21 protein-coding genes and 1 pseudogene are annotated in these 26,066 nt (G+C 65.0%); 9 read left to right on the top strand and 13 right to left on the bottom strand.

Features of this window, described 5'->3' with window-relative positions:
* Positions 1–145: 145 nt before the first annotated feature.
* A complete protein-coding gene (locus G4D77_RS31090) occupies positions 146–478 on the top strand; it encodes an integrase core domain-containing protein (protein WP_052734029.1) in 333 nt (110 codons plus the stop codon).
* Positions 479–602: 124 nt separating this feature from the next.
* Here the strand turns inward: G4D77_RS31090 and G4D77_RS20085 are convergent, their stop codons facing one another.
* From G4D77_RS20085 to glmS, 3 genes and pseudogenes are all read right to left on the bottom strand, one after another.
* A complete protein-coding gene (locus tag G4D77_RS20085) occupies positions 603–2,111 on the bottom strand; it encodes an anti-phage dCTP deaminase (RefSeq protein WP_227740890.1) in 1,509 nt (502 codons plus the stop codon).
* Between the two features lie 439 nt (positions 2,112–2,550).
* A pseudogene (locus G4D77_RS20080) lies at positions 2,551–3,244 on the bottom strand (integrase core domain-containing protein).
* 383 nt (positions 3,245–3,627) lie between these two features.
* Positions 3,628–5,547 carry a glutamine--fructose-6-phosphate transaminase (isomerizing) gene (gene glmS, locus G4D77_RS20075; protein ID WP_016448444.1) on the bottom strand — a complete coding sequence of 640 codons (1,920 nt, stop codon included), beginning with the start codon at positions 5,545–5,547 and terminating at the stop codon, positions 3,628–3,630.
* A 137-nt stretch (positions 5,548–5,684) separates the two neighbouring features.
* On the opposite strand from glmS, the gene G4D77_RS20070 reads away from it, so the two are divergent.
* Both G4D77_RS20070 and G4D77_RS20065 read left to right on the top strand, forming a co-directional pair.
* Positions 5,685–6,200, top strand: a complete 516-nt coding sequence (locus G4D77_RS20070; RefSeq protein ID WP_154833401.1) for an Lrp/AsnC family transcriptional regulator — start codon at positions 5,685–5,687, stop codon at positions 6,198–6,200.
* Between the two features lie 217 nt (positions 6,201–6,417).
* Entirely contained in the window at positions 6,418–7,542 is a 1,125-nt protein-coding gene (locus G4D77_RS20065; protein WP_016448446.1) for a GGDEF domain-containing protein, read from the top strand.
* Between the two features lie 25 nt (positions 7,543–7,567).
* Here the strand turns inward: G4D77_RS20065 and G4D77_RS20060 are convergent, their stop codons facing one another.
* Positions 7,568–8,425 (bottom strand): sensor histidine kinase, encoded by an 858-nt coding sequence (locus tag G4D77_RS20060; RefSeq protein ID WP_016448447.1) that lies wholly within the window; start codon positions 8,423–8,425, stop codon positions 7,568–7,570.
* Between the two features lie 94 nt (positions 8,426–8,519).
* Positions 8,520–9,950 carry a bifunctional UDP-N-acetylglucosamine diphosphorylase/glucosamine-1-phosphate N-acetyltransferase GlmU gene (gene glmU / locus G4D77_RS20055; protein ID WP_034348976.1) on the bottom strand — a complete coding sequence of 477 codons (1,431 nt, stop codon included), beginning with the start codon at positions 9,948–9,950 and terminating at the stop codon, positions 8,520–8,522.
* 104 nt (positions 9,951–10,054) lie between these two features.
* Between glmU and G4D77_RS20050 the strand changes: the two genes are divergently transcribed.
* A complete protein-coding gene (locus G4D77_RS20050; protein ID WP_061288603.1) occupies positions 10,055–11,029 on the top strand; it encodes a LysR substrate-binding domain-containing protein in 975 nt (324 codons plus the stop codon).
* A 151-nt stretch (positions 11,030–11,180) separates the two neighbouring features.
* On the opposite strand, the gene tyrS is transcribed toward G4D77_RS20050, so the two are convergent.
* A complete protein-coding gene (tyrS, locus tag G4D77_RS20045; protein ID WP_016448449.1) occupies positions 11,181–12,413 on the bottom strand; it encodes a tyrosine--tRNA ligase in 1,233 nt (410 codons plus the stop codon).
* Between the two features lie 164 nt (positions 12,414–12,577).
* Between tyrS and G4D77_RS20040 the strand changes: the two genes are divergently transcribed.
* Positions 12,578–13,972, top strand: a complete 1,395-nt coding sequence (locus G4D77_RS20040; protein WP_154833399.1) for a peptidoglycan DD-metalloendopeptidase family protein — start codon at positions 12,578–12,580, stop codon at positions 13,970–13,972.
* Positions 13,973–14,078: 106 nt separating this feature from the next.
* A complete protein-coding gene (locus G4D77_RS20035; RefSeq protein ID WP_017407536.1) occupies positions 14,079–15,227 on the top strand; it encodes an anhydro-N-acetylmuramic acid kinase in 1,149 nt (382 codons plus the stop codon).
* 197 nt (positions 15,228–15,424) lie between these two features.
* Here G4D77_RS20035 and G4D77_RS20030 read toward each other — a convergent pair whose 3' ends face one another.
* The 3 genes from G4D77_RS20030 to xdhA all read right to left on the bottom strand — a co-directional run bounded on the left by G4D77_RS20030 (position 15,425) and on the right by xdhA (position 20,941).
* A complete protein-coding gene (locus G4D77_RS20030; RefSeq protein WP_016448452.1) occupies positions 15,425–16,723 on the bottom strand; it encodes an NCS2 family permease in 1,299 nt (432 codons plus the stop codon).
* A 176-nt stretch (positions 16,724–16,899) separates the two neighbouring features.
* Positions 16,900–19,326, bottom strand: a complete 2,427-nt coding sequence (gene xdhB / locus G4D77_RS20025) for a xanthine dehydrogenase molybdopterin binding subunit (protein ID WP_154833397.1) — start codon at positions 19,324–19,326, stop codon at positions 16,900–16,902.
* Position 19,327: 1 nt separating this feature from the next.
* Positions 19,328–20,941 (bottom strand): xanthine dehydrogenase small subunit, encoded by a 1,614-nt coding sequence (gene xdhA / locus G4D77_RS20020; RefSeq protein ID WP_154833395.1) that lies wholly within the window; start codon positions 20,939–20,941, stop codon positions 19,328–19,330.
* Between the two features lie 391 nt (positions 20,942–21,332).
* On the opposite strand from xdhA, the gene G4D77_RS20015 reads away from it, so the two are divergent.
* A complete protein-coding gene (locus tag G4D77_RS20015) occupies positions 21,333–21,545 on the top strand; it encodes an AbrB/MazE/SpoVT family DNA-binding domain-containing protein (RefSeq protein ID WP_154833393.1) in 213 nt (70 codons plus the stop codon).
* A gap of 14 nt (positions 21,546–21,559) precedes the next feature.
* Positions 21,560–21,937: a type II toxin-antitoxin system VapC family toxin gene (locus G4D77_RS20010; RefSeq protein ID WP_154833391.1), complete on the top strand. Its 378-nt coding sequence runs from the start codon at positions 21,560–21,562 to the stop codon at positions 21,935–21,937.
* Between the two features lie 16 nt (positions 21,938–21,953).
* On the opposite strand, the gene mdtD is transcribed toward G4D77_RS20010, so the two are convergent.
* The 4 genes from mdtD to rplM all read right to left on the bottom strand — a co-directional run bounded on the left by mdtD (position 21,954) and on the right by rplM (position 24,921).
* A complete protein-coding gene (mdtD, locus tag G4D77_RS20005; protein ID WP_043790458.1) occupies positions 21,954–23,396 on the bottom strand; it encodes a multidrug transporter subunit MdtD in 1,443 nt (480 codons plus the stop codon).
* A gap of 116 nt (positions 23,397–23,512) precedes the next feature.
* Entirely contained in the window at positions 23,513–23,887 is a 375-nt protein-coding gene (gene erpA, locus G4D77_RS20000) for an iron-sulfur cluster insertion protein ErpA (RefSeq protein WP_016448458.1), read from the bottom strand.
* 202 nt (positions 23,888–24,089) lie between these two features.
* Complete coding sequence (rpsI, locus tag G4D77_RS19995) at positions 24,090–24,482, bottom strand: 30S ribosomal protein S9 (protein ID WP_012207710.1); 393 nt, start codon at positions 24,480–24,482, stop codon at positions 24,090–24,092.
* Positions 24,483–24,492: 10 nt separating this feature from the next.
* On the bottom strand, positions 24,493–24,921 hold the full coding sequence (gene rplM / locus G4D77_RS19990) for a 50S ribosomal protein L13 (RefSeq protein WP_012207711.1): 429 nt from the start codon (positions 24,919–24,921) through the stop codon (positions 24,493–24,495).
* Positions 24,922–25,188: 267 nt separating this feature from the next.
* Between rplM and G4D77_RS19985 the strand changes: the two genes are divergently transcribed.
* On the top strand, positions 25,189–26,061 hold the full coding sequence (locus G4D77_RS19985) for a 23S rRNA (adenine(2030)-N(6))-methyltransferase RlmJ (protein ID WP_017406717.1): 873 nt from the start codon (positions 25,189–25,191) through the stop codon (positions 26,059–26,061).
* Positions 26,062–26,066: the final 5 nt, after the last annotated feature.

Here is a 26,066-nt window from a genome sequence, read left to right as displayed (position 1 = left end):
AGCCCTCGATAAGCAACCGTCATGGCATTGACAACTGATGGGCGACGAGTACGTCGTGCACTTGCTGGACCGAGCCGCGCACTTCCGACGCTAACACCTGACCATCCGCACCGATCAGGGGCCGGGGTTCACCAGCCGGGCTTTCATGGCGTTGGCGGTGGGACTGGACGCGCGGCACATGATCAACGATGCAGTCCAGAACGCCTGCATCGAGAGCTTCAACCGTATGTTCCACGACAAGTGTCTGAACGAGCTATGGTTCGAGACGCCGGTGCAGGCTCGCGACGAGACGGCCAGACGGCAGCGCAGCTACAGCAAGGTACGACTTCACCGCTTACCGCGCCGGCACCAGTCGGCACATATGAACGTGCGATCTGCAAGCAACAGCTTGCTCCACCCTAATCCTGGATCAGGCCTTCTGTCGGCTACGGAAATAATTACCAGATATTTGTCGGTAAACCGACATATCGTGTTCTGAAGCAGCCTGAGGCGTCGGCATCGCCCCGCCCTTCGATGTAGCCTCTTTCTTCTTCACCGAACAGGAAAGAGCCTGCGTCTGCACACTGACATCTACGAACAGCCGCAGGGGCAACTGCTCAGGTCTATCGTGTAACTTTGGCATTGTTTTCCTCACTAGCAAGAAGACTTGGAAGCTCAAGGTTCTTGGTCTCAATTTCTGCAACCACAACCTCCTCCAGCCGAGGAATCGCCTTGAGGCTCACTTGGGTTAGGGGCATGGCCTCCGTTCGGCTTGGCAATTTTAGCATGCCGGCCTCCTTCCGACCTCTCCCTTCAAACATTTCGATGAAGCGCCGCGGCGCGATGCCATCGTACTGCCGTAGCTGAACCTTACCATGCGCCTCGGAAGATTCCGTCAACGCATCTTCATGAAGCCTAGTCGCCAAACTCTTTCGATATGGCTCAATATAGTGAATTTCAGAAATACCTGCTGCAACTAAGTGGCGAGCACATGAGTGGCATGGGTAGGTAGTTACGAAAATCTTGCCTTGTACCACTCGATCACCTGAAATACGACTTGCAGCAAGAATTGCGTGCATCTCGGCGTGAACAGCTCGTGAAAATTCTATTAAATCTTTCACGCGAGTATCACCCAATATTGTCTGTACAGCCTTGTCCGTTACGTCTTTAGACAGAACACCTCCTTCTACCAGGCTTTCAACGACTTTACGCGCAATAGAATCCTTCTCCCTATCGTTATGACATGGTGAGCCAACTTGAGAAAAGCAACGATGATCTTCTTGGGCGCTCTCAACAAGCAAACGCATAGAAAGGGGCTTCATTCCATAAAGCCCTCCACCGCTTTGAGGCACATCATTCCAACCAACGGCCAGAAGCTCACCCGTAGCGCTAGTCACAGCAGCCCCAACCTGCCTAGAAAGGCAAGCCGAGTTACGCGCTGCCGATGTAGCTGCATACATCGCCGTTTCTTCTGCAGTGGGGGTGATAACAACAGTCCTAAAAATTAAATCAAAGAATCGTCGTACACGCTCATTAATCTGCGCAATAGCCTTTGCCTCAGATGGCCCAACAACTGCGTGATCAACACGAAGAAAGAAATCACACTGGGGAAACGTGTTTCTAACAGATTGACCGTGATCGAATTCCTCTCCCGAATCTATGTCAATTAGCCTCGTTATTTCATCATGCTTCAGTTTTCCAGGCTTTGCCAAATTCGCCACACGTAATTCCAAAGGAGAAAATACTCCTACAGCAAAAAGGGCGTCACCATATATCAACCTCAGCAAATCAAGTTCAGCAGAATTCTTTACAGAGTCAATTACATGACAAATTCTCTGCTGCTTAATTTTTTCATTATCAACCTTCTCAGATTCCGCGGCTACATCTTCAAAAGCACCAAAATGCTGTGCACGATCCGCTCCTATTTTTGCAATGGCAAGCTTTGCAAGAACATCGTGACCAAAATTTTGCCGCAACCCATCACCAATTTTTATCAACGACTGTATTTCATCAAACTTAGTATCAGCATCTAGCGCGATATTAACTTTCTTCGCATTCAATCGAATCAAGTCGCTTAAACGAACAATTTCCGTTTGATATTCAAACTCAGCAAGTGTGTTCTTTATTTGCATTGCCGATTGATGCAAAGGAGATCCTATCGGTCCACATAATGCAATAACCAACTCTGGCGTTAGGCTACTAATGGCCTCCCCAGTTGAATCAATCGAAGAGGCGTACGACCTCTGCAACTTAGTTTCTGACAACAATGCGGACATAAGTGTTACCAATCAATTGAGCTGCATATGGCAAAAATCATTTGCACATGTCAACATTTCAAAGATTTTTCAAAAGTTCAATTTTTTACGAAATCTGACAACCAGAGCTTATAAAGCGACTTTAACCTTTACATACAATTCAAGGACACCTACATCCACGACTAGACAACACAGCATGCTTGCGCTATTAGTCATACCATGCTGTACCTTCAGTTGGCGGGCATTCGGGCTGAACTACTCAGCTTCGCGTTGATCTACGGACTAATGTAGTACCGTTTGAAGTATTGGCTAAGCGCTAGATGTCCAGTCCAATAGTTGGATGGTGCAGATGAAATCTAAAGCGGCTTGGATCTTTTGCCCACGCCTCGCAAATTGCCCGGAATGGTGTCTTCCACCTGAGCGCCCTCAAGTGCTTTCCGAAGTTGTAGCTTTGAACGAAGGCCTGGACATGCTCCCGTAACTGCTCCACTCCCTGGTACTCGTAGGCCTTGATCGTGAATTTCTTGATGGTCCGGTTCATGCGCTCGACCATGCCGTTCGTCCAGGGGCGGTACGGCTTGGTCTGCCTTTTCTCGACACCATTGAAATCGCAAAATGCGCTCGAAGATGTGACCGATCCCAGCGTCGTTTCTTCAAGCTTTCCGTGCCTTCGTGGCAGTTGCGTTGCGGGTTGTCGGCTGATTCCGTGACGCTACAGGCATCGATGCAAGGCGCTACGGGGTTGCCCCATGAGATCGTCCACCGACAGATGCCCTTGCTTGCGCAACGCACTCACCAAGTATTCTTGCTCTTGGGAAAGATGCTGGCTTGCTCTGTCCCGAGGACCCACGAGCTCATCGAGCACCGAAGTGAGCGCATGCCACTTGACCGCGGTCTTGGGGGTTGATGCCCTAGAGCTTCGCCGAGGACCGATGGGAGCCGGTCGCTAGCTGGAGTTCTGCGCGGATACGAGGCGCCGCGCGATCGCCGCCATGCAGGCGGACTGCCATAGTGCTTTCTCCTGTTCCAGGCTGAAGAGTGCACCATGACTTCCTGGGACCGTACATCTTTTCGGAGGACGGGTGACCAGCTCCTCTCAGCCTCTTGCAGCATTGCTGCATGTAAGCCTGCTCAGACCGAAAGAACCTCTCATCACATTAAAAAAAGAGCGCCAAAAATGTGCGCTCTTTTCTATAGCAACAAGCTCAAAACTGCTGAATTTACCTCCGCATATCCAAGTCATCTTCATCCGTCGAATTCGAGTTTACGACTTTACCGTTACAAACGATTACGGCGCGAAGATGCATGGATGCTGCAGGCTTGTTTACAACTTTAATTGCGTGTTTACGACTTTAATTACCCAGAATACCTGCGCCCTACCCCGGCCCCCGCCTCACTCCACCGTCACGCTCTTGGCCAGGTTGCGCGGCTTGTCCACATCGGTGCCGCGTGCGCAGGCCGTGTGGTAGGCCAGCAGCTGCAGCGGGACCACGTGCAGGATGGGGCTGAGCGCGCCGTAGTTCTCGGGCATGCGGATGACGTGCATGCCTTCGCTGCTTTCGATGTTGGTCTTGGCATCGGCCAGCACATAGAGCACGCCGCCGCGCGCACGCACTTCCTGCATGTTGCTCTTGAGCTTTTCCAGCAGCTCGTCGTTGGGCGCCACCGTGACCACGGGCATGGCGCTGTCCACCAGGGCCAGCGGGCCGTGCTTGAGCTCGCCGGCCGGATAGGCCTCGGCGTGGATGTAGCTGATTTCCTTGAGCTTGAGCGCGCCTTCCAGCGCAATCGGGTAGTGGATGCCACGGCCCAGGAAGAGCGCGTTCTCGCGCTTGGCGAAGTCCTCGGACCAGCTGATGACCTGGGGCTCCAGCGCCAGCACGGATTGCAGGGCCACGGGCAGGTGGCGCATGGCGGCCAGGTATTGCTGCTCCTTTTCCTCGCTCAGCCGCCCTTGCGACTGGGCCAGGGCCAGGGTCAGCAGGAACAGGCCTGCCAGCTGGGTGGTGAAGGCCTTGGTGGAGGCCACGCCGATCTCCACGCCGGCGCGCGTGATGTAGGCCAGCTCGCATTCGCGCACCATGGCGCTGGTGGCCACGTTGCAGACGGTCAGCGTGTGCTTCATGCCCAGGTTCTGGGCATGGCGCAGCGCGGCCAGGGTGTCGGCGGTCTCGCCCGACTGGCTGATGGTGACGACCAGGGTCTTGGGATGGGGAACGCTGGTGCGGTAGCGGTATTCGCTGGCCACTTCCACGCTGCAGGGCAGGCCGGCCAGCGACTCGATCCAGTACTTGGCCGTGCAGCCGCTGTAGTAGCTGGTGCCGCAGGCCAGGATGAGCACGCGGTCGATCTCCTTGAACACGCGCCAGGCCGAAGTGCCGGCCTTGCCGTCCGAGGCCACGCCGTCGAACAGCTCGGGCACGATGGCCTGCACGCCTTCCAGCGTGTCGGCAATGGCGCGCGGCTGCTCGAAGATTTCCTTTTGCATGTAGTGGCGGTAGGGACCCAGCTCGGCCGCGCCGCTGTGGGCGTGCACGGTGCGCACGGGGCGCTGCTCGGGCGCCAGCCGCTCGCCGCCCTTGCCCACCAGCCAGTAGCGGCCAGGCTGCAGGTCCACGATGTCGCCCTCTTCCAGGTAGACGATCTGGTCGGTCACGCCGGCCAGGGCCATGGCGTCGCTGGCCAGGAAGTGTTCGGCACCGTCCTGGCCGACGCCCAGGATCAGCGGCGAGCCGGCGCGCGAGCCCACCACGCGCTGCGGTTCGTCCTTGTGCATGACGGCGATGGCAAAGGCGCCATGCAGGCGCTGCGTGGCGGCCTGCACGGCCTCGAACAGGTCGCCGCCGTAGAGGCTGTCCACCAGGTGGGCGATGACCTCGGTGTCCGTCTGGCTGGCGAAGACATAGCCCTTGGACTGCAGCTCGGCGCGCAGGGCTTCGTAGTTTTCGATGATGCCGTTGTGCACCAGGGCCACGCGGGCCGGCTGGTCGGTGTCGGCCACGGGCGAGACGCCAGGGCCGTGGCTGAAATGCGGATGGGCGTTGCGCACCGCCGGCTCGCCATGCGTGGCCCAGCGCGTGTGGGCAATGCCGGTGTGGCCGATGACCTTGTCCTGTTGCACCTGGTCCATGAGTTCGGCCACGCGCGCCGTGGAGCGGGCGCGCCGCAGGCCCAGGCTGTGCACGCCCTGTGCGTCCAGCGCCTGCACGGCCACGCCGCAGGAGTCATAGCCGCGATATTCCAGGCGCTGCAGGCCCTGGACGAGAACGGGGACGATATCGCGGAAGGAAACCGCTGCGACGATGCCACACATGGACAAGCTCCTTGTTTCGAGATGACGACGGATGCTACGCAGGTTGAAAAGAAATTTCTCTCCAGATTTCCTTATCTATTGAACTAATATTTCATCATCAGGCATTCAAGAAATATTATTTCAATATAAATAACAAAATGAACCAAAATTCCATTCAACTGGACGCTACCGACCTGCAGCTGCTGCAGCTGGTGCAAGAAGACTGCAGCCGCAGCAACCAGGCCCTGGCCGCGCTGCTGCAGCTGTCGCCGCCCACCTGCCTGCGCCGCGTGCGGCGGCTGCAGGAGTCCGGGCTGATCGAGCGGCAGGTGGCCATCCTGCAGCCCGAACGCCTGGCCGCCGCCCTGGGCCATGGGCTGCAGGCCATTGTGGAGGTCTCGCTGGACCGCCAGGACAGTGACGCGCTGGACGGATTCGAGCGCCGCGCCGTGGCGCTGGACGCCGTGCAGCAGTGCTGGCGCGTATCGGCGGGGCCTGATTTCATCCTCGTGGTGGCCGCGCCCGACATGCCGGCCTACCTGGAGTTGAGCCGGGCGCTATTCACGGGCGACGCCAACGTGCGCAATGTCAAGAGTTTTTTCAGCGTCAGGCGCGCCAAGTTCTCCACCGCCATGCCGCTGCCGCCGGCAAATCCCGGAACAGGCGCCCAATGAGGCCAGGACGCTTGATTTTGCGAGTAATTGTGCGCATCAGGAAACTGCGCGGCGGCGGGACTGCGTAGGACAGCAAGCCTGCAATGTGTCCCGAACGCCAACTTTGGGCAACGTTGGACTTTAAGGCGTTGCGCACGCACGGGGACAATGATACAAATTGATGCAACAACACTTTCTGACGCGCTAGGCAATCGGCGCGCACTCGGCTCGCACCGCCATGTCCTTGCGCCAGCGCATCCATCGCCGCACCTATCCCTTGCGCGTCTCCAGCATGGCTTTGGGTGGCCTCGTCGTGGGCACGACCATGACCGAGCTGGGCGCCAGCACGGCTGTCTGGGGCTTTGTGCTGGTGAGCGCCCTGGTCTGGCCGCACATCGCCTTTCTCCACGCCCGCCACAGCCGTGACAGCCACCGCGCCGAACACGCCAATCTGAAGATAGATGCGCTGATCATCGGCAGCTGGATTCCCGTCATGCATTTCTGTGCATTGCCCAGCATTGCGCTGCTGGCCATCAGCATTGCAGACCGCAACCACACGGCCACGCGCGACGGCTGGCTGCAATCGCTGTTCGCCACCTTCCTGGCCGCCGCCGCGGGGGCCCTGCTGCTGCGGCCCGCGCCCGAGTGGGAGGCCAGCCTGGCAGTGCAGCTGAGCATGCTGCCCCTGCTCCTGCTGCACAGCGTGTTCTCCAGCTGGTCCACGCGCCAGCTGGTGCGCAAGCTGGCACGACAGAACGTGAAGCTGCAGGTGCTCAGCCGCATCGACCCCCTGACCACGCTGTACAGCCGCGACTACTGGTGGCAGAAGGCGCGCGCCGCGCTGCGCGACTACCGGCAGACGCAGACCTCGGCCTGCCTGCTGATCGTGGACATAGACCACTTCAAGCGCATCAACGACAGCTTTGGGCACACCGTGGGTGACGAGGTGCTGCAGGCCATCGGCCTGACCATCCGGCACTGCCTGCGATCGCATGACGCGGCCGGCCGCTACGGAGGCGATGAATTCGCCGTGCTGTGCATGCACACCCATCTGGACGATGCCTATGCGGTGGCCCTGCGCATACGCAACCAGCTGAGCCAGCTGCGCGTGCGCGAGCACCCGCATCTGCGCGTCAGCGCCAGCATTGGCGTGGCGGCGGCGGACCCCAGCTTTCTGTCGGTCAAGGACTGGATCAATGCGGCCGACAGCGCGCTCTACAGCGCCAAGGACGCCGGGCGCGACCAGGTGATACCTGCTGCGCCGCTGATGGCCGGCAGCGCGCCCACCAGGTCGGGCACGGACGCGGGCAGCGAGGCCTCGCGCCAGGCACACCAGCCCGAGCCGGACGACACGCTGATCTGAGGGCTGGCGCAAGCGGCAGGCAGACTCAGAGCCCGCGATCCGTGCGCCGCACTTCGCCGCCGGGCCAGTTCAGGCATACGCTGCAGCCGCCCGCGGGCGTGGCGCGGATGGTGGCCTCGCCGCCGTGGCGGCGCATGACGCCGCGCACCAGGGCCAGGCCCGTGCCCAGGCCCGGAAACTCCGACTCACGGTGCATGCGCTGGAAGATGCCGAACAGCGCGCCCGCACGCGAGGGGTCGAACCCCACGCCGTTGTCCGTCACGCTGAGCGTGATGCCGCCGTCGGCATGGCGCTCCACATCGATGGCAATGCGCGGCTGGGCCACGGGCTGGGTGAACTTGACGGCGTTGTCCAGCAGCGCCTCCAGCACCTGGCGCAGCAGGGCCGCGTCGGCACGCACGGCGGGACTTTGCTGCGGCAGGCTCCATTGCAGCCGCGCCGCCGCGCCGCAGGCCGCCCAGCGCGGCTGCGCCAGCACCGCCGTGCGCGCCTGCTCCAGCAGTTCCTGCAAGGCAATGGGCTGCCACTGCATGGGCGTGCGGGCGGCGCGCGCCAGGGCCAGCAGGCCGTCGAGCATGCCGCCCATGCGTCGGGCGGACTGGTCCATGGTCTGCAGGAAGCCGCGTGCCTCCTGCAGCTCCTGCGGCGAAGGCGCGGCCTGCGACAGCAGCTCGTCCACCAGGGGGCCGAAGGACAGCACATGGCGCAGCGGCGCGCGCAGGTCGTGCGACACCGCGTGCAGCCATTCCTGCTGCGCGGCGCGCAGGGCCTGCAGCTCCTGCTCGCGCTGGGCCAGGCGCTCCAGCGCATCCTGCAGCGTGCGAGGCGGGCCTTGCAGGTCGGCGGCAGGGTCAGGCGGAGGGTGGGCGAAAGGTTCCGTCATGGCATGAACAGGGTCAGGAGATTCGGAAAATCGGCTTGCCCCGTACGGGACCCGCCGGCGATGCGGGCCCTCGAGCCCACGTGTCTCGGAAGTCTCAGGACTTGGGCAGTTTGACCGGGCGCTTCCAGCTGGTGATGCTCACCTGCCTGCCCCGCGATACCGTGAGCACGCCAGGCTCGGTGCTCTTGGTGACCGTGGAGCCGCCGCCCACCGTGCCGCCCGCGCCAATGGTGACGGGAGCCACCAGCACGCAGTTGCTGCCGATGTGCACGTCGGCCTCGATCACCGTGCGGTGCTTGTTCACGCCGTCGTAGTTGGCCGTGATGGAGCCGGCGCCGTAGTTGACGCGCTCGCCCACCGTGGCATCGCCCAGGTAGGCCAGGTGGTTGGCCTTGGCGCCATCGGCCAGCACGGAGTTCTTGACCTCGACGAAGTTGCCGATGTGCACTTCGCGGCCCAGCTGCGCCCCGGGGCGCAGGCGCGCAAACGGGCCCACCAGGGCGCCCTCGCCCACGCTGACGCCGGCCTTCTCGCCATCGACATGCGTGTACGGATGGATGACGGCGCCCGCCGCAATCGTGGCGTTGGCAATGCTGCAATAGGCGCCGATGCGCGCGCCTTCGCCAATCTCCACATGGCCGCTGAAGATGCAGCCCACGTCGATCTCCACATCCTGCCCGCAGACCAGGCGTGCCGCGCGGCCGGTGCGCGGGTCATCGCGCAGGTCAAAGCGCGCGGGGTCGGCCAGGCGCACGCCCTGCTCCATCAGCGTGCGGGCCTGGGCGCCCTGGTGGGCGCGCTCCAGCTCGGCCAGCTGCAGCGGGCTGTTGACGCCGGCCACCTGCACGGGGTCGGCAATGCAGTGCGCGACCACGGGCACGCCGTCGGCCACGGCCATGGCGACCACGTCGGTCAGGTAGTACTCGCCCTGGGCGTTGTCATTGGTCAGGCGGGCCAGCCAGCCGGCCAGGTGGCGGGCCGGCACGGCCATGATGCCGCTGTAGATTTCCTGGATGGCGCGCTGGGCGTCATTGGCATCCTTTTGCTCGACAATGCGCTGCACCGTGCCGTCTTCGCCGCGCACGATGCGGCCATAGCCCGTGGGATCGGGCAGGCGCACGGTCAGCAGCGCCAGCCGCTGGCCATCGGCCGCATCGACCAGGGCGCGCAGCGTGTCGGCCTGCGTCAGCGGCACATCGCCCGAGAGCACGATGACCATGCCGTCGCCCGCCAGCGCAGGCACGGCCTGCTGCACCGCATGGCCCGTGCCCAGCTGCGGCTCCTGGCGCACGAACTTCAGCGCCATGGAGCCGCCCTGGCAGGCCGCCGCCATGGCGGGCTCCACCTGGTCCGCGCCGTGGCCCGTGACCACCACGGCCGAACGCGCATCCAGCTGCGCTGCGGTCGCCAGCACATGGCCCAGCAGCGGGCGCCCCGCCAGGCGCTGAAGGACTTTGGGCAGGCGGCTTTTCATGCGCGTGCCCTTGCCCGCGGCCATGATGACGAGATCCAGAGGTGCTGTCATAGGTGATTCATCCAAAACGCCAGAACCTGTGCCGGCAACGCCGCCGATTATCTGCCCGCCAAGGGCTGCGGCCGGTCACACGATTGACGTATGCTGGCGGCGCCATGCCCCATGCCACCACTGCACCCGTTCCCCTGCTGCGCACACGCGCCATCGGAGCCGGCCATCTGCGTGCCTTCCTGGCCGTGGCCCGGCACCTGAATTTCCGCGCGGCCGCCGACGAGCTGTCGCTGACGCAGTCGGCCGTGAGCCGCCAGATCCAGTCGCTGGAGGATGAAGTCGGCGTGCCGCTGTTCCTGCGTCACACGCGCGCCGTGGAGCTGACCGGGGCCGGCGCCCAGCTGCTGCGCTCGGTGGCGCCCGCGCTGGAGCAGATCGACGCCTCGGTGCGCCAGATCCGCCAGACCGTGGGCCGCAAGAGCGTGGCCATCACCACCTGGGCCAGCTTTGCCGCCATGTGGCTGATCCCGCGCCTGGAGTCCTTCCAGCGCGCCTGGCCCGATATCGACATCCGCATCGACACCAGCGACACCGTGATGGACCTGGACACCACCGATGTGGACCTGGCCCTGCGCTACGGCCGCGCGGGCGACGGCTGGCACCAGGCGCAGCGCCTGTTCGGCGAGCAATTGGCCGTGGTGGCCAGCCCGCGCCTGCTGGCCGGCGGCCCGCCGCTCAAGACGCCGGCCGACGCGGCCCGCTACACGCTGATCGAGACCGGCGACGCCCACCGCATGCCCCAGCTGGAGTGGCTGGGCTGGCAGCGCTGGTTCGGCGTGCAGGGCTGCGACCAGCTGCAGCCGCCGCGCTGGCTGTACTTCAACTACGCCCACCAGATCGTGCAGGCCGCACTGGCCGGACAGGGCCTGGCCATTGCACGCCTGCCGCTGGTGGCCGATGCGCTGGCGGCTGGCGACCTGGTCGAGGTGCTGCCCGCGCACCGGCTGGAATCGCCGCTGGCCTACTGGCTGATCGTGGGCCCGCGCAGCGCCGCGCGTCCCGAGGTGGCCGCCTTCTGCCGGTGGCTGCAGGAGCAGGCCGAGGTCACGCGCGAAACCGTCGAATCGCCCCCGGCTTGAAAAATAACCCCCATGCTCCCCTTGCTGCGCAAGGTCCGCGCCCCCCGAGGGGGCCGTTTTCATCTTGGGGCGGCCCGGCGATGAAAAAAGGACGCGGGCATGCCGGCGTCCTTCATTGCTGTGCAGCCGGGCGCATGGCCCGGCGCGGGCATCAGCCCAGCGTCACGCGCGCAAACTTGCGCTTGCCCACTTGCACCACATAGGTGCCGGCTTCGAGCTTGAGGCCCCGGTCGCTGATGGCCGTGCCATCCACGCGCACGCCGCCGCCGTCGATCAGGCGGTTGGCCTCGCTGGTCGAGGGCGCCAGGTTGGCCTGCTTGAGCAGGGCACCGATGCCCAGCGGCGCGCCCGACAGGCTGACCTCGTCGATCTGGTCGGGAATGCCGCCCTTGCTGCGGTTGTTGAAATCCTGCTCGGCCGCATCGGCCAGCGCCGCGCTGTGAAAGCGCGCCGTGATCTCCTTGGCCAGCAGCACCTTGGCGTCCTTGGGATTGCGCCCGCCTTCCACCTCGGCCTTGAGCGCGGCGATCTCGGCCAGGCTCTTGAACGACAGCAGGGTGTACCAGTTCCACATCAGCGTGTCCGAGATGCTCAGCACCTTGGCGAACATGGTGTTGGCGTCCTCGGTGATGCCGATGTAGTTGTTCTTGGACTTGGACATCTTGTGCTCGCCGTCCAGGCCCACCAGCAGCGGCATGGTGAGCACGCACTGCGTGTCCTGCCCGTATTCCTGCTGCAGGTGGCGGCCCATGAGCAGGTTGAACTTCTGGTCCGTGCCGCCCATTTCCAGGTCGGCGCGCAGCGCCACCGAGTCATAGCCCTGCAGCAGCGGGTAGAGGAATTCATGCAGGCTGATGGAGCTGCCCTCGGTGAAGCGCTGGTGGAAGTCGTTGCGCTCCATCATGCGGGCCACCGTGTACTTGGCCGACAGCTCGATCATGCCGCGCGCGCCCAGCTTGTCGCACCACTCGCTGTTGTAGCGCACCTCGGTGCGCGCCGGGTCCAGCACCTTGGCGGCCTGGGTGTAGTAGGTCTCGGCGTTGACCTTGATCTGCTCGGCCGTCAGCGGCGGGCGCGTGCTGTTGCGGCCCGAAGGATCGCCGATCAGGGTGGTGAAGTCGCCGATCAGGAAGATCACCTGGTGGCCCAGGTCCTGCAGCTGGCGCATCTTGTTGAGCACCACGGTGTGGCCCAGATGGATGTCGGGCGCCGTCGGGTCCAGGCCCAGCTTGATGCGCAGCGGCACGCCGGTGGCCTCGGAACGGGCCAGTTTCTGCACCCAGTCGGCCTGGGGCAGCAGTTCATCCACGCCGCGCAGGGTGATTTCAAGCGCTTGGCCTACACCTTCAGTGACCGGGTATGTTGTAACAGCAGATTGATTCATAAGGGTTTTTCGCCAGGCCGCGTAGGACCGCGTCGGTATACTCCGGGGATTTTCCCGCTGCGGCGAATTCTAGACGCCCGCCTTTCCGCACCACAGAGCGCGGACTTGTTGCCCGTCTGGAGAGCGTATCCCGCCGCTGCGATGCTGTCCGGCCCCCAGGCCGGATGCGCGCAACCCAAGGATCTGATGTTGTGAAATATGGCTTGAACCATGCCAGCGGTGCTCTTGTTGCGCGGCTGACCTCCGTGATCCAGCAACACCCCCAGCGTGTCACCGCAGCACTGGCAGCCATCTTGCTCACGGGCGGCGGCGGTGCCTTCGCCGTGGCCAACCTGGGACCCGATCCGGCCGACCTGCCGGTGCGCATGCTGTCCACGCCCGTGGAATCGCTGGCCGAGGGCCAGACCCTGGCCGAGCTGACCGACAGCGTGCAGGGCATGTCCCTGTACCGTTCCGAATACACGCGTGGCAGCGACACGGCCGAAACCCTGCTGCAGCGCCTGGGCGTGGCCGATCCGGCCGCCGCCGCCTTCATGCGCGGCAACGACCAGGTGCGCCAGCATGTGCTGGGCCGCGCCGGCCGCCTGGTGACGGCCGAGACCACGCCCGACCACCAGCTGTCCCTGCTGACCGTGCGCTGGGCACCCGACGAGGACGGCAGCTTCCGCCGCCTCGTGGTCGAGCGCAAGAACAATGAACTGAGCACACGCATCGAGACGGGCAAGCTGACCGCCTCGCCGCGCCTGGCCGGCGGCATCATCCGCAGCTCGCTGTTCGCCGCCACCGATGCGGCCTCCATTCCCGACGCCGTGGCCATGCAGATGGCCGACATCTTCCAGGGCGATGTGGACTTCCGCCGCGGCCTGCGCAAGGGCGACCGCTTCTCGGTGGTCTACGAATCGCTGGAAGCCGATGGCGAGCCGCTGCGCGCGGGCCGCGTGCTCAGCGCCGAGTTCCACAACAACGGCAAGGTCGTGCAGGCCCTGTGGTTCCAGGACGAAGGCAAGGCCAAGGGCGACTACTACACCATGGACGGCAAGAGCCGCCGCCAGGCCTATCTGACCTCGCCCGTGGAGTTCTCGCGCATCAGCAGCGGCTTTGCCATGCGCATGCACCCCATCCACAAGACCTGGCGAGCCCACCTGGGAACGGACTTCGCGGCACCCTCGGGCACCAAGGTACGCACCGTGGGCGACGGCACCGTCTCCTTCGCGGGAGTGCAGAACGGCTACGGCAATGTGATCTTCGTGGACCACGCCAACAACCACACCACGGTCTATGCCCACCTGAGCCACATCGGCGTCACGCGCGGCCAGCGCGTGGAACAGGGCGACATCATCGGCAACGTGGGCTCCACGGGCTGGGCCACGGGCCCGCACCTGCACTTCGAGTTCCGCGTCAATGGCGAGCACCGCGACCCCATGACCATCGTCCAGGCCACCGATGCCGCCCGCCCCGTCTCCAAGGCCGGCCGTGCCGCCTTCGACAAGATGGCCGCGCAGATGCGCATCGAGCTGCAGGCATCGAACGAGGCGCTGGCCTTGGCCAGCGAACGCTGAACCATCGCTGCGATCACGCAAAGGCTGCCCTGGCAGCCTTTGTTGTTTCAGACGCATCCTTTTGTGATCGCCAGCCCCGGGGTCCCGCAGGGCTACCATTGCCGGCATGAACCAGCCAGCCCCCTCCCCCATCGCCCACCGCTACTGCATCGGCCTGATGTCCGGCACCTCGCTCGACGGGGTGGACGGCGTTCTCGTGGACTTTGCCGAAGGCACGCAGGTGCTGTGGCATGCCAGCCGGGGCTTTGATGCCGCGCTGCGCGCCGAGCTGCTGGCCCTGAACACCCCCGAGGGCCGCGACGAGCTGCACCGCGCGGCGCTGGCGGCCAATGCGCTGGCGCGCAGCTATGCCGAGGTGGTGCGGGAGCTGCTGCAGGCCACAGCCCTGGCGCCCGGCCAGATCGCAGCCATCGGCGCCCACGGCCAGACCGTGCGCCACCGGCCGCAGATGTTCGACGGCATGGGCTACACGCTGCAGCTCAACAGCCCGGCCCTGCTGGCCGAGCTCAGCGGCGTTGCCGTGGTGGCCGACCTGCGCAGCCGCGATGTGGCCGCTGGCGGCCAGGGTGCGCCACTGGTGCCCGCCTTCCACCAGGGCGTGTTCGGCCGGCCCGGCGAGACGGTGCTGGTGCTCAACATCGGCGGCATCGCCAATCTCAGCGTGCTGGCCGGCGATGGCACGGTGCTGGGCTTCGACTGCGGCCCCGGCAATGCGCTGATGGACGGCTGGTGCCAGACGCACACGGGCCAGCCCTATGACGACGGCGGCCAGTGGGCGGCCACGGGCCAGGTGCTGCCCGCCCTGCTCGACCGCCTGCTGGCCGAGCCTTTCCTTCAGCAGCCGCCACCCAAGAGCACGGGGCGCGACCTGTTCCACGCGGACTGGCTGGCCGGCCATCTGTCCGCCAGTGCAACCAGCGCCGCCGATGCGCGCCCCGCCGACGTGCAGGCCACGCTCACCGAATTCACGGCCCGGGCCTGCGCCAGTGCCGTGCAGCGCTTCGGGCGTGGCGGCGGCGAGCTGCTGGTCTGCGGCGGCGGCGCCTTCAACACGCAGCTGATGCAGCGCATCGCCGCCCTGCTGCCCGGCGTGGCGGTGGACACCACGGCCGCGCGCGGCCTGCCTCCGCAGCAGGTGGAGGCCGCCGCCTTCGCCTGGCTGGCGCGCCAGGCCCTGCTGGGCCTGCCCGGCAACCTGCCCGCCGTGACGGGCGCACGCGGCCCGCGCATCCTGGGCGCCATCCACCCCGCATAAAAAAACCGTGCAAGGCATCCGCCAAGCATGGGCCCACCAAACATCTTGCCTGAGCCCAAAGCCTATGAAACTGGCGCGGCCCAAAAGCAGGGACGCCGAGCAAGAGCCGCCTCGCGGCGAGGGCGTCGTCCCCCTCCCGCGAAGCGAGAGAGGGCGCCGTGCATACGGGGGAAGGCGCGTAAGCGCCTCAGGGGGTGCTATCCGCCTATATAGACGAACTTGAAGAGGAAGACGCCGCCGATCAGCCACACCATCCAGTGCACTTCCTTGGAACGGCCCGTGAACAGCTTGAGCACGGCATAGGTGATGAAGCCGAAGGCCAGGCCATTGGCCACCGAGTAGGTGAAGGGCATGAGCAGGGCCGTGACGGCAGCGGGGATGGCCTCGGTGGTCTCGCCCCATTCGATCTCGGTCAGCTCCTTGAGCATCAGGCAGGCCACGAAGAACAGCGCGGGCGCCGTGGCGTAGCCGGGCACCACGCCGGCCAGGGGCGACAGGAACAGGCAGCACAGGAAGAGCGCGGCCACGGTCAGCGCCGTCAGGCCCGTGCGGCCACCCGCTTGCACACCGGCCGCGCTTTCCACGTAGGCCGTGGTGCTGGAGGTGCCCAGCAGCGAGCCCGCGAAGATGGCGCCGCTGTCGGCCAGCAGCGAGCGGTTGAAGCGGCCCATGCGGCTGGGCACCAGCAGGCCCGCGCGCTTGGCCACACCCATCAGCGTGCCCGTGGCATCGAACAGCTCGACCAGGAAGAACACCAGCACCACGTTGAGGATGCCGCCGGTCAGCGCGGACTTGATGTCCAGCTGCAGGAAGGTGGGTGCAATGGAGGGCGGCGCCGAAAACACGCCGTGGAACTCGTTGCCCGCGAAGAAGAACGAGGCCACGGTGACCACGACGATGCCGATCAGGATGGCGCCCGGCACCTTCAGGCGGTCCAGCACCACGATGATCAGAAAGCCCAGCGAGGCCAGGATGACTTCGGGCTTGTGCAGGTCGCCCAGGGTCACGAAGGTGGCCGGCGATGCGGCGACGATGCCCGCGCTCTTGAGCGCGATCAGCGCCAGGAACAGGCCGATGCCCACGGTGATCGCTATGCGTATGGACTGCGGTATGCCCTTGATGATCAGCTCCCGCAGGCCGAACAGCGTCACCAGCAGGAACAGGCAGCCCGAGACGAAGACCGCGCCCAGCGCGGCCTGCCAGGTGAAGCCCATGTGCAGCACCACCACGTAGGCGAAATAGGCGTTCAGGCCCATGCCCGGCGCCAGCGCGATGGGATAGTTGGCGTACAGCGCCATGATGGTCGTGCCCAGCGCCGCGATAAGGCAGGTGGCCACGAAGACGGCCCCCTTGGGCATCCCCGCATCCCCCAGGATCGAGGGATTGACGAAGATGATGTAGGCCATCGTCAGAAAGGTCGTCAGGCCCGCGACCAGCTCGGTTCTTACATTGGTGCCGTGCTCACTGAGCTTGAACACCCGTTCCATCCAGTTCATCGCATTGTCTCCGTGTTGTTTTCGCATGCGGGGCGCAACGGTTGTGAAAGCGCCCAGGGTTGAGCACCGGCTGTCCAGGCCGGCACAAGGCATGGCACCCTGCCGGGCGGCCATGGACCTGGTTGCGCGCATCGCTGCGCGCGGATTCAAGGAATGAGGGGGCGGCGCCGGTCCGCTCAGCTCCCGGCGGCCTGCACGGCCTCGATGGCGCGCAGGATGGATTCCGGCGTGGCCGGCGATTGCAGCGGCGGGTTGCTGCGGTGCCCGCCCGCGGCCGAGACGGCATCGCGGATGGCGAAGAACACCGAGAACGGCAGCAGCAGCGGCGGCTCGCCCACGGCCTTGCTGCGGTGGATGGAGTCCTCGAAGTTGTCGCCCTCGAACAGCCGCACGTTGAACACGGGCGGGCAGTCGTTGGCCGTCGGGATCTTGTAGGTGCTGGGCGCGTGCGTGGTGAGCTTGCCGCTTTGCGGATGCCAGACCAGCTCCTCCGTGGTCAGCCAGCCCATGCCCTGGATGAAGGCGCCCTCGACCTGGCCCACGTCCACGGCCGGGTTCAGCGAGCGGCCCACGTCGTGCAGCACGTCGGCGCGCAGCAGCTTGAACTCGCCGGTCAGCGTGTCCACCACCACCTCGCTCACGGCGGCGCCGTAGGCATAGTAGAAGAAGGGCCGGCCCTGCATGGTGTCCTTGTTCCACGACAGGCCGGGCGTGGCATAGAAGCCGTCGGACCACAGCTGCACGCGCTCGATGTAGGCCTCGCCCACCACGGCCTTGAAGTCCAGCACCTTGCCGTTGACGTGGACCTGGTCGTTGGCGAAGCGCACGTCCTCCGCGCGACCGCCATGGCGCTCTGCGGCGCAGGCGGCCAGGCGCTCGCGGATCTGGCGCGCCGCGTCCTGCGCGGCCTTGCCGTTGAGGTCGGCCCCCGTCGATGCCGCCGTGGCCGAGGTATTGGCCACCTTGGTGGTGTCGGTGGCCGTGACGCGCACGCGACCGAAGCCCACGCCCAGCTCATGCGCTACGACCTGGGCCACCTTGGTGTTCAGGCCCTGGCCCATTTCGGTGCCGCCGTGGTTCACGAGGATGGAGCCGTCGTTGTAGACATGGACCAGGGCGCCGGCCTGGTTGAAGTGCTTGACGTTGAAGGAGATGCCGAACTTGAGCGGCGTCAGCGACAGGCCGCGCTTGAGCACGGGGCTGGCCGCGTTGAACTCGGCGATGGCATCGCGGCGCGCGCGGTAGTCGCTGCAGGTCTCCAGCTCGGCCACCAGCTCGTGGATGATGTTGTCGGTCACGACCTGGCTATAGGGCGTGACATTGCGCTCGGTCTTGCCGTAGAAGTTGACGCGGCGCACATCGAGCGCATCGCGCCCCAGCTCGCGCGCCACCGTCTCCATGATGTTCTCGATGGCGATCGCGCCCTGCGGGCCGCCGAAGCCGCGGAACGCCGTATTGCTCTGCGTATTGGTCTTGCCGGAGTAGCCGTGCATGGACACATCGGGCAGCCAGTACGTGTTGTCGAAGTGGCACAGCGCGCGCGTCATCACGGGGCCGGACAGGTCGGCCGAGTGGCCGGCGCGCGAGACCATGGAGATCTCGGCGCCGAGGATGCGGCCCTCGTCGTCGTAGCCCACCTCGTACTCGTACCAGAAGCAGTGGCGGCGGCCCGTGATCATGAAGTCGTCATCGCGGTCCAGGCGCAGCTTGACGGGGCGGCGCAGCCGCGTCGCGGCCACCGAGGCCACGCAGGCGAACAGGGCCGACTGCGACTCCTTGCCGCCGAAGCCGCCGCCCATGCGGCGGCACTCCACATGCACGGCGTGCGAGGCCACGCCCAGCGCATGCGCCACCAGGTGCTGCATCTCGCTGGGGTGCTGGGTGGAGCAGTACAGGTGGACGGCGCCGTCCTCCTTGGGAATGGCGTAGCTGATCTGGCCTTCCAGGTAGAACTGCTCCTGGCCGCCCACGTAGAACGAGGACTTCAGGCGGTGCGGCGCCTCGTCCATGGCGCGGCGCGCGCCGCCTTCATTCGTGCTGCGCGCCAGGTGCATGGGCGGCAGCACGTACTGGCCCAGCTCATGCGCCTGCTGGGGCGTGAGCACGGGCGGCTCGGCCGTGATGTCGGCCGCCGCCTTGGCCTGGGCCGCAGCCAGACGCGCCGCCTCGCGGCTTTCGGCGATCACGGCGAACAGCGGCTGGCCCAGGTAGCGGATCTCGCCGCTGCACAGGATGGGGTCGTCGTGGATGATGGAGCCGCAGTCGTTGACGCCGGGAATGTCCTCGCCGGTGAGCACGGCCACCACGCCGGGCATGGCGCGGATGGCATCCAGCCTGAGCGCATTGAGCCGGCCATTGGCCACGGGAGACAGGCCCAGCGCGCAGTGCAGCGTGCCGTCCAGCTCGGGCAGGTCATCGATGTAGGCGGCCTCGCCGGCCACATGCAGATGGGCCGATTCATGCGGGCGGCTGATGCCCACGCGCTGGCCCTGGGTGTGGGCGCCGGCCTCGGCACGCTCGTCCACGCGGAAGGCGGCGTTCTTCAGGTAATGCGCAAAGGCCTCGGACGAGTGCAGCAGGGAAGGGTCGATGGGGCGGTTCATTTCAGGCTCCTTGGTGCACTGCGTGGGGCATCACGCTCCAGACGCTGGTGGCCTGCAGCGGCAGCGGCTGCTGCAGACGTGTCTCCAGCCACAGGCGCTGCAGCAGGTTCTGCGCCACCTTGAGCCGGTAGTCGGCGCTGGCGCGCATGTCGGACATGGGCTTGAAGTCCTGGGCCAGCGCGGCCTGGGCGGCCTTCACTGCGGCCTGGTCCCAGGGCTGGCCCACGATGGCCGCCTCCGCCAGGGCCGCACGCTTGACCACGGCGGCCATGCCGCCAAAGGCCAGGCGGGCGGACTTCACCACCTCGCCATCGAGCTCGATGGCCAGCCCCGCGCACAGCGCCGAGATATCGCAGTCAAAGCGCTTGCTGATCTTGTAGGCACGGGTCTGGCGCCGTGCAGCGTCCAGCGGCACGGCCAGTGCCTGCACGAACTCGCCCGGTTCCAGCTGGTTCTTCATGTAGTCCAGGTAGAAGTCATGCAGCGGCATGCGGCGCACGCGTGCGCCCTTGCGCAGCTCGATCTGCGCGTCCAGCGCCATCAGCACGGGCGGGGAGTCGCCAATGGGCGAGCCATTGGCCACGTTGCCGCCCATGGTGCCCGCATGGCGGATGGGCACGGAGGCAAAGCGCAGCCACACATCGGTCAGCCCCTCGAAGCGCTGCGACAGCGCCGACCAGGCCGATTCCAGCGAGGCACCGGCGCCGATGTACAGCTCGCCGCCGTCCAGGCTGCCCGCGCCGCGGCGCTCCTCGACGCGCTTCATCTCGGCCACGTCGCCCACATAGACGATGTCGCCCAGGTCGCGGAACTGCTTGGTCATCCACAGCCCCACATCGGTGGAGCCTGCCAGCAGGCGAGCGCGGGGCTTGGCCTCGCACACGGCGGCCAGCTCGTCCAGCGTGCGCGGAGCGTGGAAGCTGTCCACACGGCCGCCCTGGGCGGCGTTGGGCGCAGCGTAGTCCAAGCCGGCATCCTGCGCGCGCAGGCCCTGCAGCGCCTGCACCACGGGTTCGGTGGCCATGCGCGTGGCGGGCAGGTCGAACATGCGCTGGCCTGCGTCCAGGATGGGACGGTAGCCCGTGCAGCGGCACAGATTGCCCGACAGCTCGTCGGCCAGCTGCTGGCGCGAGGGACGCGTGCCGGCCTGCTGGTGGTGCTCGTAGGCCGACCACAGCGACATCACGAAGCCCGGCGTGCAAAAGCCGCATTGGGAGCCGTGACAGTCCACCAGCGCCTGCTGCACGGGGTGCAGCTCGGCACCGCCTGCGGGCTTGCCCGTGGCACAGCCCTGCTTGCCGGCGCACTGGCCCTTGACGTCCTCCACCGTGAACAGCGCCTTGCCGTGCAGCGTGGGCAGGAACTGGATGCAGGCATTGACCGTCTGCAGCTGCAGGCCGCCCACGGCGTCGGGCGCGCCGTCTTCGGCCAGCTCGGCGATGACCACGGTGCAGGCGCCGCAGTCACCTTCGTTGCAGCCCTCCTTGGTGCCGGTGCAGCGCGCGTCGCCGCGCAGCCAGTCGAGCACCGAGCGCGTGGGATGCGGCCCCTGTACCTCGACGATCTGGCCGCGGTGATAGAAGCGGATGGGTTGGGAACTGGGGCTCTGGCTCATGCTCGTGGGGGCAACTGCTGGTGCGTGGACTGTTCGGATCACGACTTACGCAAATTCCGAGGAAGAAAGCCGCTGGCCCTGTGGCGATGGCGTGTTTGCGTTCTTGCTTGCGTAAGTCCTGCGGATGTACGCGAGATTAAGTCCAGCCCCGCCCAAACGCATAAGACGGCCTCGATATTTCCTATGCGGGCTGCCATATATCCTTGCCAAAAACAAGGGTAAACCCGCAACAAAAGTGTGGATTGCAGCGGTTCAGGTTTCAAAACTTGCGACCCAGGCTCTGGCCTGCCTTCGCGAAACCGTACGCAAGCACGCTGCATGGGAACCAGTGTGACTTGCACCTGCCTTCGCGTATTCTTACCAAATCTCCATCGATCCCCGGAGCGCAGCGATGAGCACCACGGCCACTCTGTCCAGCAAATTCCAGATATCCATCCCCAAGAACGTGCGCGATGAGCAGCACTGGCAGGCGGGTCAGGAATTCGTGTTCATTCCCAAAGGCAAGGGCGTGCTGTTGATGCCCGTGCCTGAACTCGAACAACTGGCCGGCATCGCCAAGGGAGCACGCACGGACGGCTACCGAGATCGCGAAGACCGAAGCTGATGGCAGCCTTAGCCATGCGCGTGGTCGATACTTCCGCTTGGATCGAATGGCTTATCGCAAGCGCCCTGGGTCGCCGCCTGGCCGCGCAGCTTCCGGACAAGCCGCAGTGCATCGTTCCCACCATCGTTCAGCTGGAGCTTTCCAAATGGCTGGTTCGGGAGATTGGCGAGGAAGCGGCAGATCAGATGATTGCCTATACGCAGAAATGCGTGGTCGTGCCGCTCGATACCAGGCTTGCCCTGCTGGCCGCCGACATGCACCGGGCCCACGGACTCGCCATGGCGGATGCCATCGTCTACGCCACGGCACGGCACCATGGGGCCGGACTGCTGACCTGTGACGCCCACTTCGAGGGCCTGCCCGAAGTGGTGTTCTTCTCCAAGAAGGCGTGAAGCCCGACGGCAGCCCTCACTCGTGCTCGGCCGGCACCAAAGGCTTGGGCCGCACATCCTCATCGTCGCCCAGCTGCGAGAAGATCATGGTCGAGGCCAGCGTCACCGCGCCCATGCAGACGAAAGTGGCGCGGAAGGCATTGAGGGTGTGCTGCGGCGTATCGCCGCCGAACCATTCGCTGAAACCGGCCAGCACCGCACCTGCGGCGGCCACGCCCATGCCCATGGCCAGCATCTGCACCATGGACAGCAGGCTGTTGCCGCTGCTGGCGTTGCCAGCATCCAGGTCCTTGAGCGTGACGGTGTTCATGGCCGTGAACTGCATGGAGTTGGTGGCGCCGAAGATCAGCAGCTGGACGATGACCACCCACAGCGGCAGCGCCGTGGAGACCGTGCCGAAGCTGGCGATCATCAGCGACAGCACCAGGGTGTTGCCCATGAGCACGCGGCGGTAGCCGATGCGCTGGATCAGCGTGGTGGTCTGGCGCTTCATGGCCATGCTGGCCAGCACCGTGGGCAGCATCATCATGCCGGCCTGCAGCGGCGAAAAGCCCAGGCAGACCTGCAGCACCAGCGGGATCAGGAAGGGCATGCAGGAGCTGCCCAGGCGCGAGAACAGATTGCCCAGCAGGCCCACGCGCAGGCTGCGCACGGCGAACAGCTCGGGGGCGAACAGCGGGTCGGGCCGGCGCAGCGCATGCAGCCAGTAGGCGGCCAGGCTGGCCAAGCCGAAGATCAGCAGCACGAAGACCATGGCGCCGTGGATGCCCTTGCCCGACATGCTGTCCAGCGCCAGCGACACGGCCACCATGCCGAAGGCCAGCAGCGCATAGCCCACGCCGTCGAAGCGCTTGACGGCGAAGCGGTCGCCCACGGGCATGAAGCGCAGGGTAGCGGCCAGGCCGATCAGGCCCACGGGCACGTTGACCAGGAAGATCCAGTGCCAGCTCACGTACTCCACCATCCAGCCGCCCAGCGTGGGGCCGATCAGCGGCCCGACCAGGCCGGGAATGGCCACGAAGCTCATGGCCTTGAGGAACTGCTCGCGCGGAAAGGCGCGCAGCACGGCCAGCCGGCCCACGGGCATGAGCAGCGCCCCGCCCATGCCCTGCAGCACGCGTGCGGCCACCATCAGCTGCAGGTTGGGAGCAATCGCGCACAGCACCGATCCCAGCACGAACAGCGCAATCGCCCACAGGTAGACGCGCCGCGTGCCGAAGCGGTCGGCCATCCAGCCCGATGCCGGGATCAGCATGGCCATGGTCAGCGAATAGGCGACGATGACGGACTGCATGCGCAGCGGGCTCTCGCCCAGGGCCTCGGCCATGGTGGGCAGCGCGGTATTGACGATGGTGCCGTCCAGCGTCTGCATGAAAAAGCCGATGGCCACGAGCCATAGGAGCACCGAACGCGAGGAGGATGTGGTGGAGGCGGAAGCGCTTTTGTCTTCAGGAATCATGGCAAGGCAGGGAGGGCGCAGGCGTTAAAAAACCGCCTGCGCATTGCTGCGCGGCGGTTGGTGGCGTGTTGTGCGGCGGGCTGCTGCGGGCTTCACTGCAGCGCGGCCGACAAGGCTTACACCGAGAAGCTCGATCCGCAGCCGCAGGTGGTGGACGCGTTGGGATTCTTGATCACGAACTGCGCGCCCTGCAGGTCTTCCTTGTAGTCGATCTCGGCACCCACCAGGTACTGGTAGCTCATGGCGTCGATCAGCAGCGACACGCCATTCTTGGTCATGGTCGTGTCGTCTTCGTTGGTGATCTCGTCGAAGGTGAAGCCGTACTGGAAGCCCGAGCAGCCGCCACCTTGCACGAACACGCGCAGCTTCAGGTCAGGGTTGCCTTCCTCGGCGATCAGATCGGCCACCTTGGCAGCTGCGCTGTCGGTGAAGACGATCGGGGTGGGCATTTCGGCGGTGGTGGTTTCGGTGATTTCTGCGACGGCGCTCATGGGGATACTCCGAAGTTCTCAATTGGCCCGAATGGTACAGCAAAGGGCTCGGGAATTCCCGGGGCTGCCGGCTTGACGACAGTGCAAGTGGGGGCATTGCCCACTGAATGAGAAAGGTTTGCATCGCCCAGAAAAAAACCGCCGGCAAAGGCGGTTTTTTTCTGGGGAAAGCCCCGGGGGACTTTCCTGCAGTGCCAGCGGATTAACGCTTGGAGAACTGCTTGGCGCGGCGTGCGGAGCGCAGGCCGACCTTCTTACGTTCGACTTCACGAGCGTCACGCGTCACGAAGCCGGCTTGGCTCAGGACGGGCTTGAGCGCTGCGTCATAGTCGATCAGGGCGCGGGTGATGCCGTGGCGGGTAGCGCCGGCCTGGCCGGATTCACCACCACCGTGGACGTTCACTTGAATGTCGAAAGCTTCCAGGTTGCTCGTCAGAGCCAGGGGCTGCTTTGCGATCATGATCGAAGTTTCGCGGCCAAAGTATTCCTGAATGTCCTTGCCATTCACGGTAATCTTGCCGGAGCCCTTCTTCAGGAACACGCGTGCGACGCTGGATTTGCGACGGCCGGTGCCATTGTTCCAATCACCAATCATCTAGGTCTCCTTAGATTTCCAGAGCCTTGGGCTGCTGGGCGGTGTGGGGATGCTCAGCACCGCCGTACACCTTGAGCTTCTTGATCATTGCGTAGCCCAGGGGACCCTTGGGCAGCATGCCCTTGACGGCCTTTTCCAGAGCGCGGCCGGGGAACTTGGCCTGCATGTCGCGGAAGTTGGTGGCAGTGATGCCGCCGGGGAAACCAGAGTGGCGGTAGTACACCTTGTCCAGGTTCTTGGTGCCGGTGACCTTGAGCTTGGAGGCGTTGATGATGACGATGAAGTCGCCGGTGTCAACGTGAGGTGTGTAAATGGCCTTGTGCTTGCCGCGCAGACGGAGTGCCACTTCGCTGGCGACACGTCCGAGCACCTTATCGGTGGCGTCAATCACAAACCACTCGTGTTGCACCTCAGCGGGCTTTGCGCTGAATGTAGACATGAGTTTTCTCTTTCAAGAAAGGTTTGGCGGGCCCTTTTCCGCGGTCGGTGCTTCTTCAAAAAGGAAGCCTCTTAGGCGGGGATGTAAACTTCGCCGCGGGACCCATAAAATCGCTGCGAAGCCCGCCATTATACAAAACTGGCGCAACCGCACCATCCCCCCGATCCGCAAGTCCCCGGCAGCCCTCGCCGCGAGGCGCCAGCGCCGGGCAACCTTGCAGCCGCCATGGGTGTCCACCCGCCAGCGCGGCTGGTTACCATCACGCCTATGTTCAGTTACCGCCACGCCTTCCATGCAGGCAACCATGCCGATGTGCTCAAGCACACCGTGCTGATCGCCACCCTGCAATACCTCCTCCAGAAGGAGGCCGCCCTTACGGTGCTGGACACGCACGCCGGCGCCGGCCTGTACCGTCTGGATGGCGACTATGCCAACAAGAGCGGCGAGGCCGCAGACGGCATCCTGCGCCTGGCCCAGGCCAAGGAGTCCGAGCTGGCCCCGGTGCTGCAGGCCTACATCGCCTCGGTGCGTTCCTTCAACCAGGGAGCGCAGCTGCGCAACTATCCGGGCTCGCCGTTCATCATCCAGTCCCTGCTGCGCGTGCAGGAGCGCGACAAGCTCAAGGTCTTCGAGCTGCATCCCACCGACATGCGCTCGCTGGCCGGCAACATTGCCCAGCTCGAAGCCGGCCGCCAGGTGGCCGTGCTGCACGAGGACGGCTTCGAGGGCATCAAGAAATTCCTGCCGCCGCCGTCGCGCCGAGCCCTGGTGCTGTGCGACCCCAGCTACGAGCTCAAGAGCGACTACGCCAAGGTGCTGGACATGGCGGCCGACAGCCTCAAGCGCTTTGCCACAGGCACGTATGCGTTCTGGTATCCGATCATCCCGCGCCCCGAGGCGCACGATCTGCCGCGCCGCCTGAAGACCATGACCACCAAGGCCGGCAGGAGCTGGCTGCATGTGGAGCTCACGGTCAAGAGCAACAAGACCTCGGAGCGCGGCGGCCTGCCGGCCAGCGGCATGTTCCTGATCAATCCGCCGTTCAATCTCAAGGAACAGCTCAAGCCGGCCATGCCGCAGCTGGTCAAGCTGCTCGGTCAGGACGAGAACGCGGCCTTCACGCTCGAATCCGGCGGCTGAGCCCG

This window comes from Delftia sp. WY8, assembly GCF_018437695.1.
GTDB classification, from domain to species: Bacteria; Pseudomonadota; Gammaproteobacteria; order Burkholderiales; family Burkholderiaceae_C; genus Comamonas; species Comamonas tsuruhatensis.
This window is presented reverse-complemented; position numbering and strand designations above follow the sequence as displayed.

Coding starts and splice junctions, on each gene's coding strand:
- G4D77_RS31090 (WP_052734029.1), top strand. CDS start 146: ATGGCGTTGGCGGTGGGACTGGACGCGCGGCACATGATCAACGATGCA.
- G4D77_RS20085 (WP_227740890.1), bottom strand. CDS start 2,111: ATGCAAATAAAGAACACACTTGCTGAGTTTGAATATCAAACGGAAATT.
- glmS (WP_016448444.1), bottom strand. CDS start 5,547: ATGTGTGGCATCGTCGCAGCGGTTTCCTTCCGCGATATCGTCCCCGTT.
- G4D77_RS20070 (WP_154833401.1), top strand. CDS start 5,685: ATGAACCAAAATTCCATTCAACTGGACGCTACCGACCTGCAGCTGCTG.
- G4D77_RS20065 (WP_016448446.1), top strand. CDS start 6,418: ATGTCCTTGCGCCAGCGCATCCATCGCCGCACCTATCCCTTGCGCGTC.
- G4D77_RS20060 (WP_016448447.1), bottom strand. CDS start 8,425: ATGACGGAACCTTTCGCCCACCCTCCGCCTGACCCTGCCGCCGACCTG.
- glmU (WP_034348976.1), bottom strand. CDS start 9,950: ATGACAGCACCTCTGGATCTCGTCATCATGGCCGCGGGCAAGGGCACG.
- G4D77_RS20050 (WP_061288603.1), top strand. CDS start 10,055: ATGCCCCATGCCACCACTGCACCCGTTCCCCTGCTGCGCACACGCGCC.
- tyrS (WP_016448449.1), bottom strand. CDS start 12,413: ATGAATCAATCTGCTGTTACAACATACCCGGTCACTGAAGGTGTAGGC.
- G4D77_RS20040 (WP_154833399.1), top strand. CDS start 12,578: ATGCGCGCAACCCAAGGATCTGATGTTGTGAAATATGGCTTGAACCAT.
- G4D77_RS20035 (WP_017407536.1), top strand. CDS start 14,079: ATGAACCAGCCAGCCCCCTCCCCCATCGCCCACCGCTACTGCATCGGC.
- G4D77_RS20030 (WP_016448452.1), bottom strand. CDS start 16,723: ATGAACTGGATGGAACGGGTGTTCAAGCTCAGTGAGCACGGCACCAAT.
- xdhB (WP_154833397.1), bottom strand. CDS start 19,326: ATGAACCGCCCCATCGACCCTTCCCTGCTGCACTCGTCCGAGGCCTTT.
- xdhA (WP_154833395.1), bottom strand. CDS start 20,941: ATGAGCCAGAGCCCCAGTTCCCAACCCATCCGCTTCTATCACCGCGGC.
- G4D77_RS20015 (WP_154833393.1), top strand. CDS start 21,333: ATGAGCACCACGGCCACTCTGTCCAGCAAATTCCAGATATCCATCCCC.
- G4D77_RS20010 (WP_154833391.1), top strand. CDS start 21,560: ATGCGCGTGGTCGATACTTCCGCTTGGATCGAATGGCTTATCGCAAGC.
- mdtD (WP_043790458.1), bottom strand. CDS start 23,396: ATGATTCCTGAAGACAAAAGCGCTTCCGCCTCCACCACATCCTCCTCG.
- erpA (WP_016448458.1), bottom strand. CDS start 23,887: ATGAGCGCCGTCGCAGAAATCACCGAAACCACCACCGCCGAAATGCCC.
- rpsI (WP_012207710.1), bottom strand. CDS start 24,482: ATGATTGGTGATTGGAACAATGGCACCGGCCGTCGCAAATCCAGCGTC.
- rplM (WP_012207711.1), bottom strand. CDS start 24,921: ATGTCTACATTCAGCGCAAAGCCCGCTGAGGTGCAACACGAGTGGTTT.
- G4D77_RS19985 (WP_017406717.1), top strand. CDS start 25,189: ATGTTCAGTTACCGCCACGCCTTCCATGCAGGCAACCATGCCGATGTG.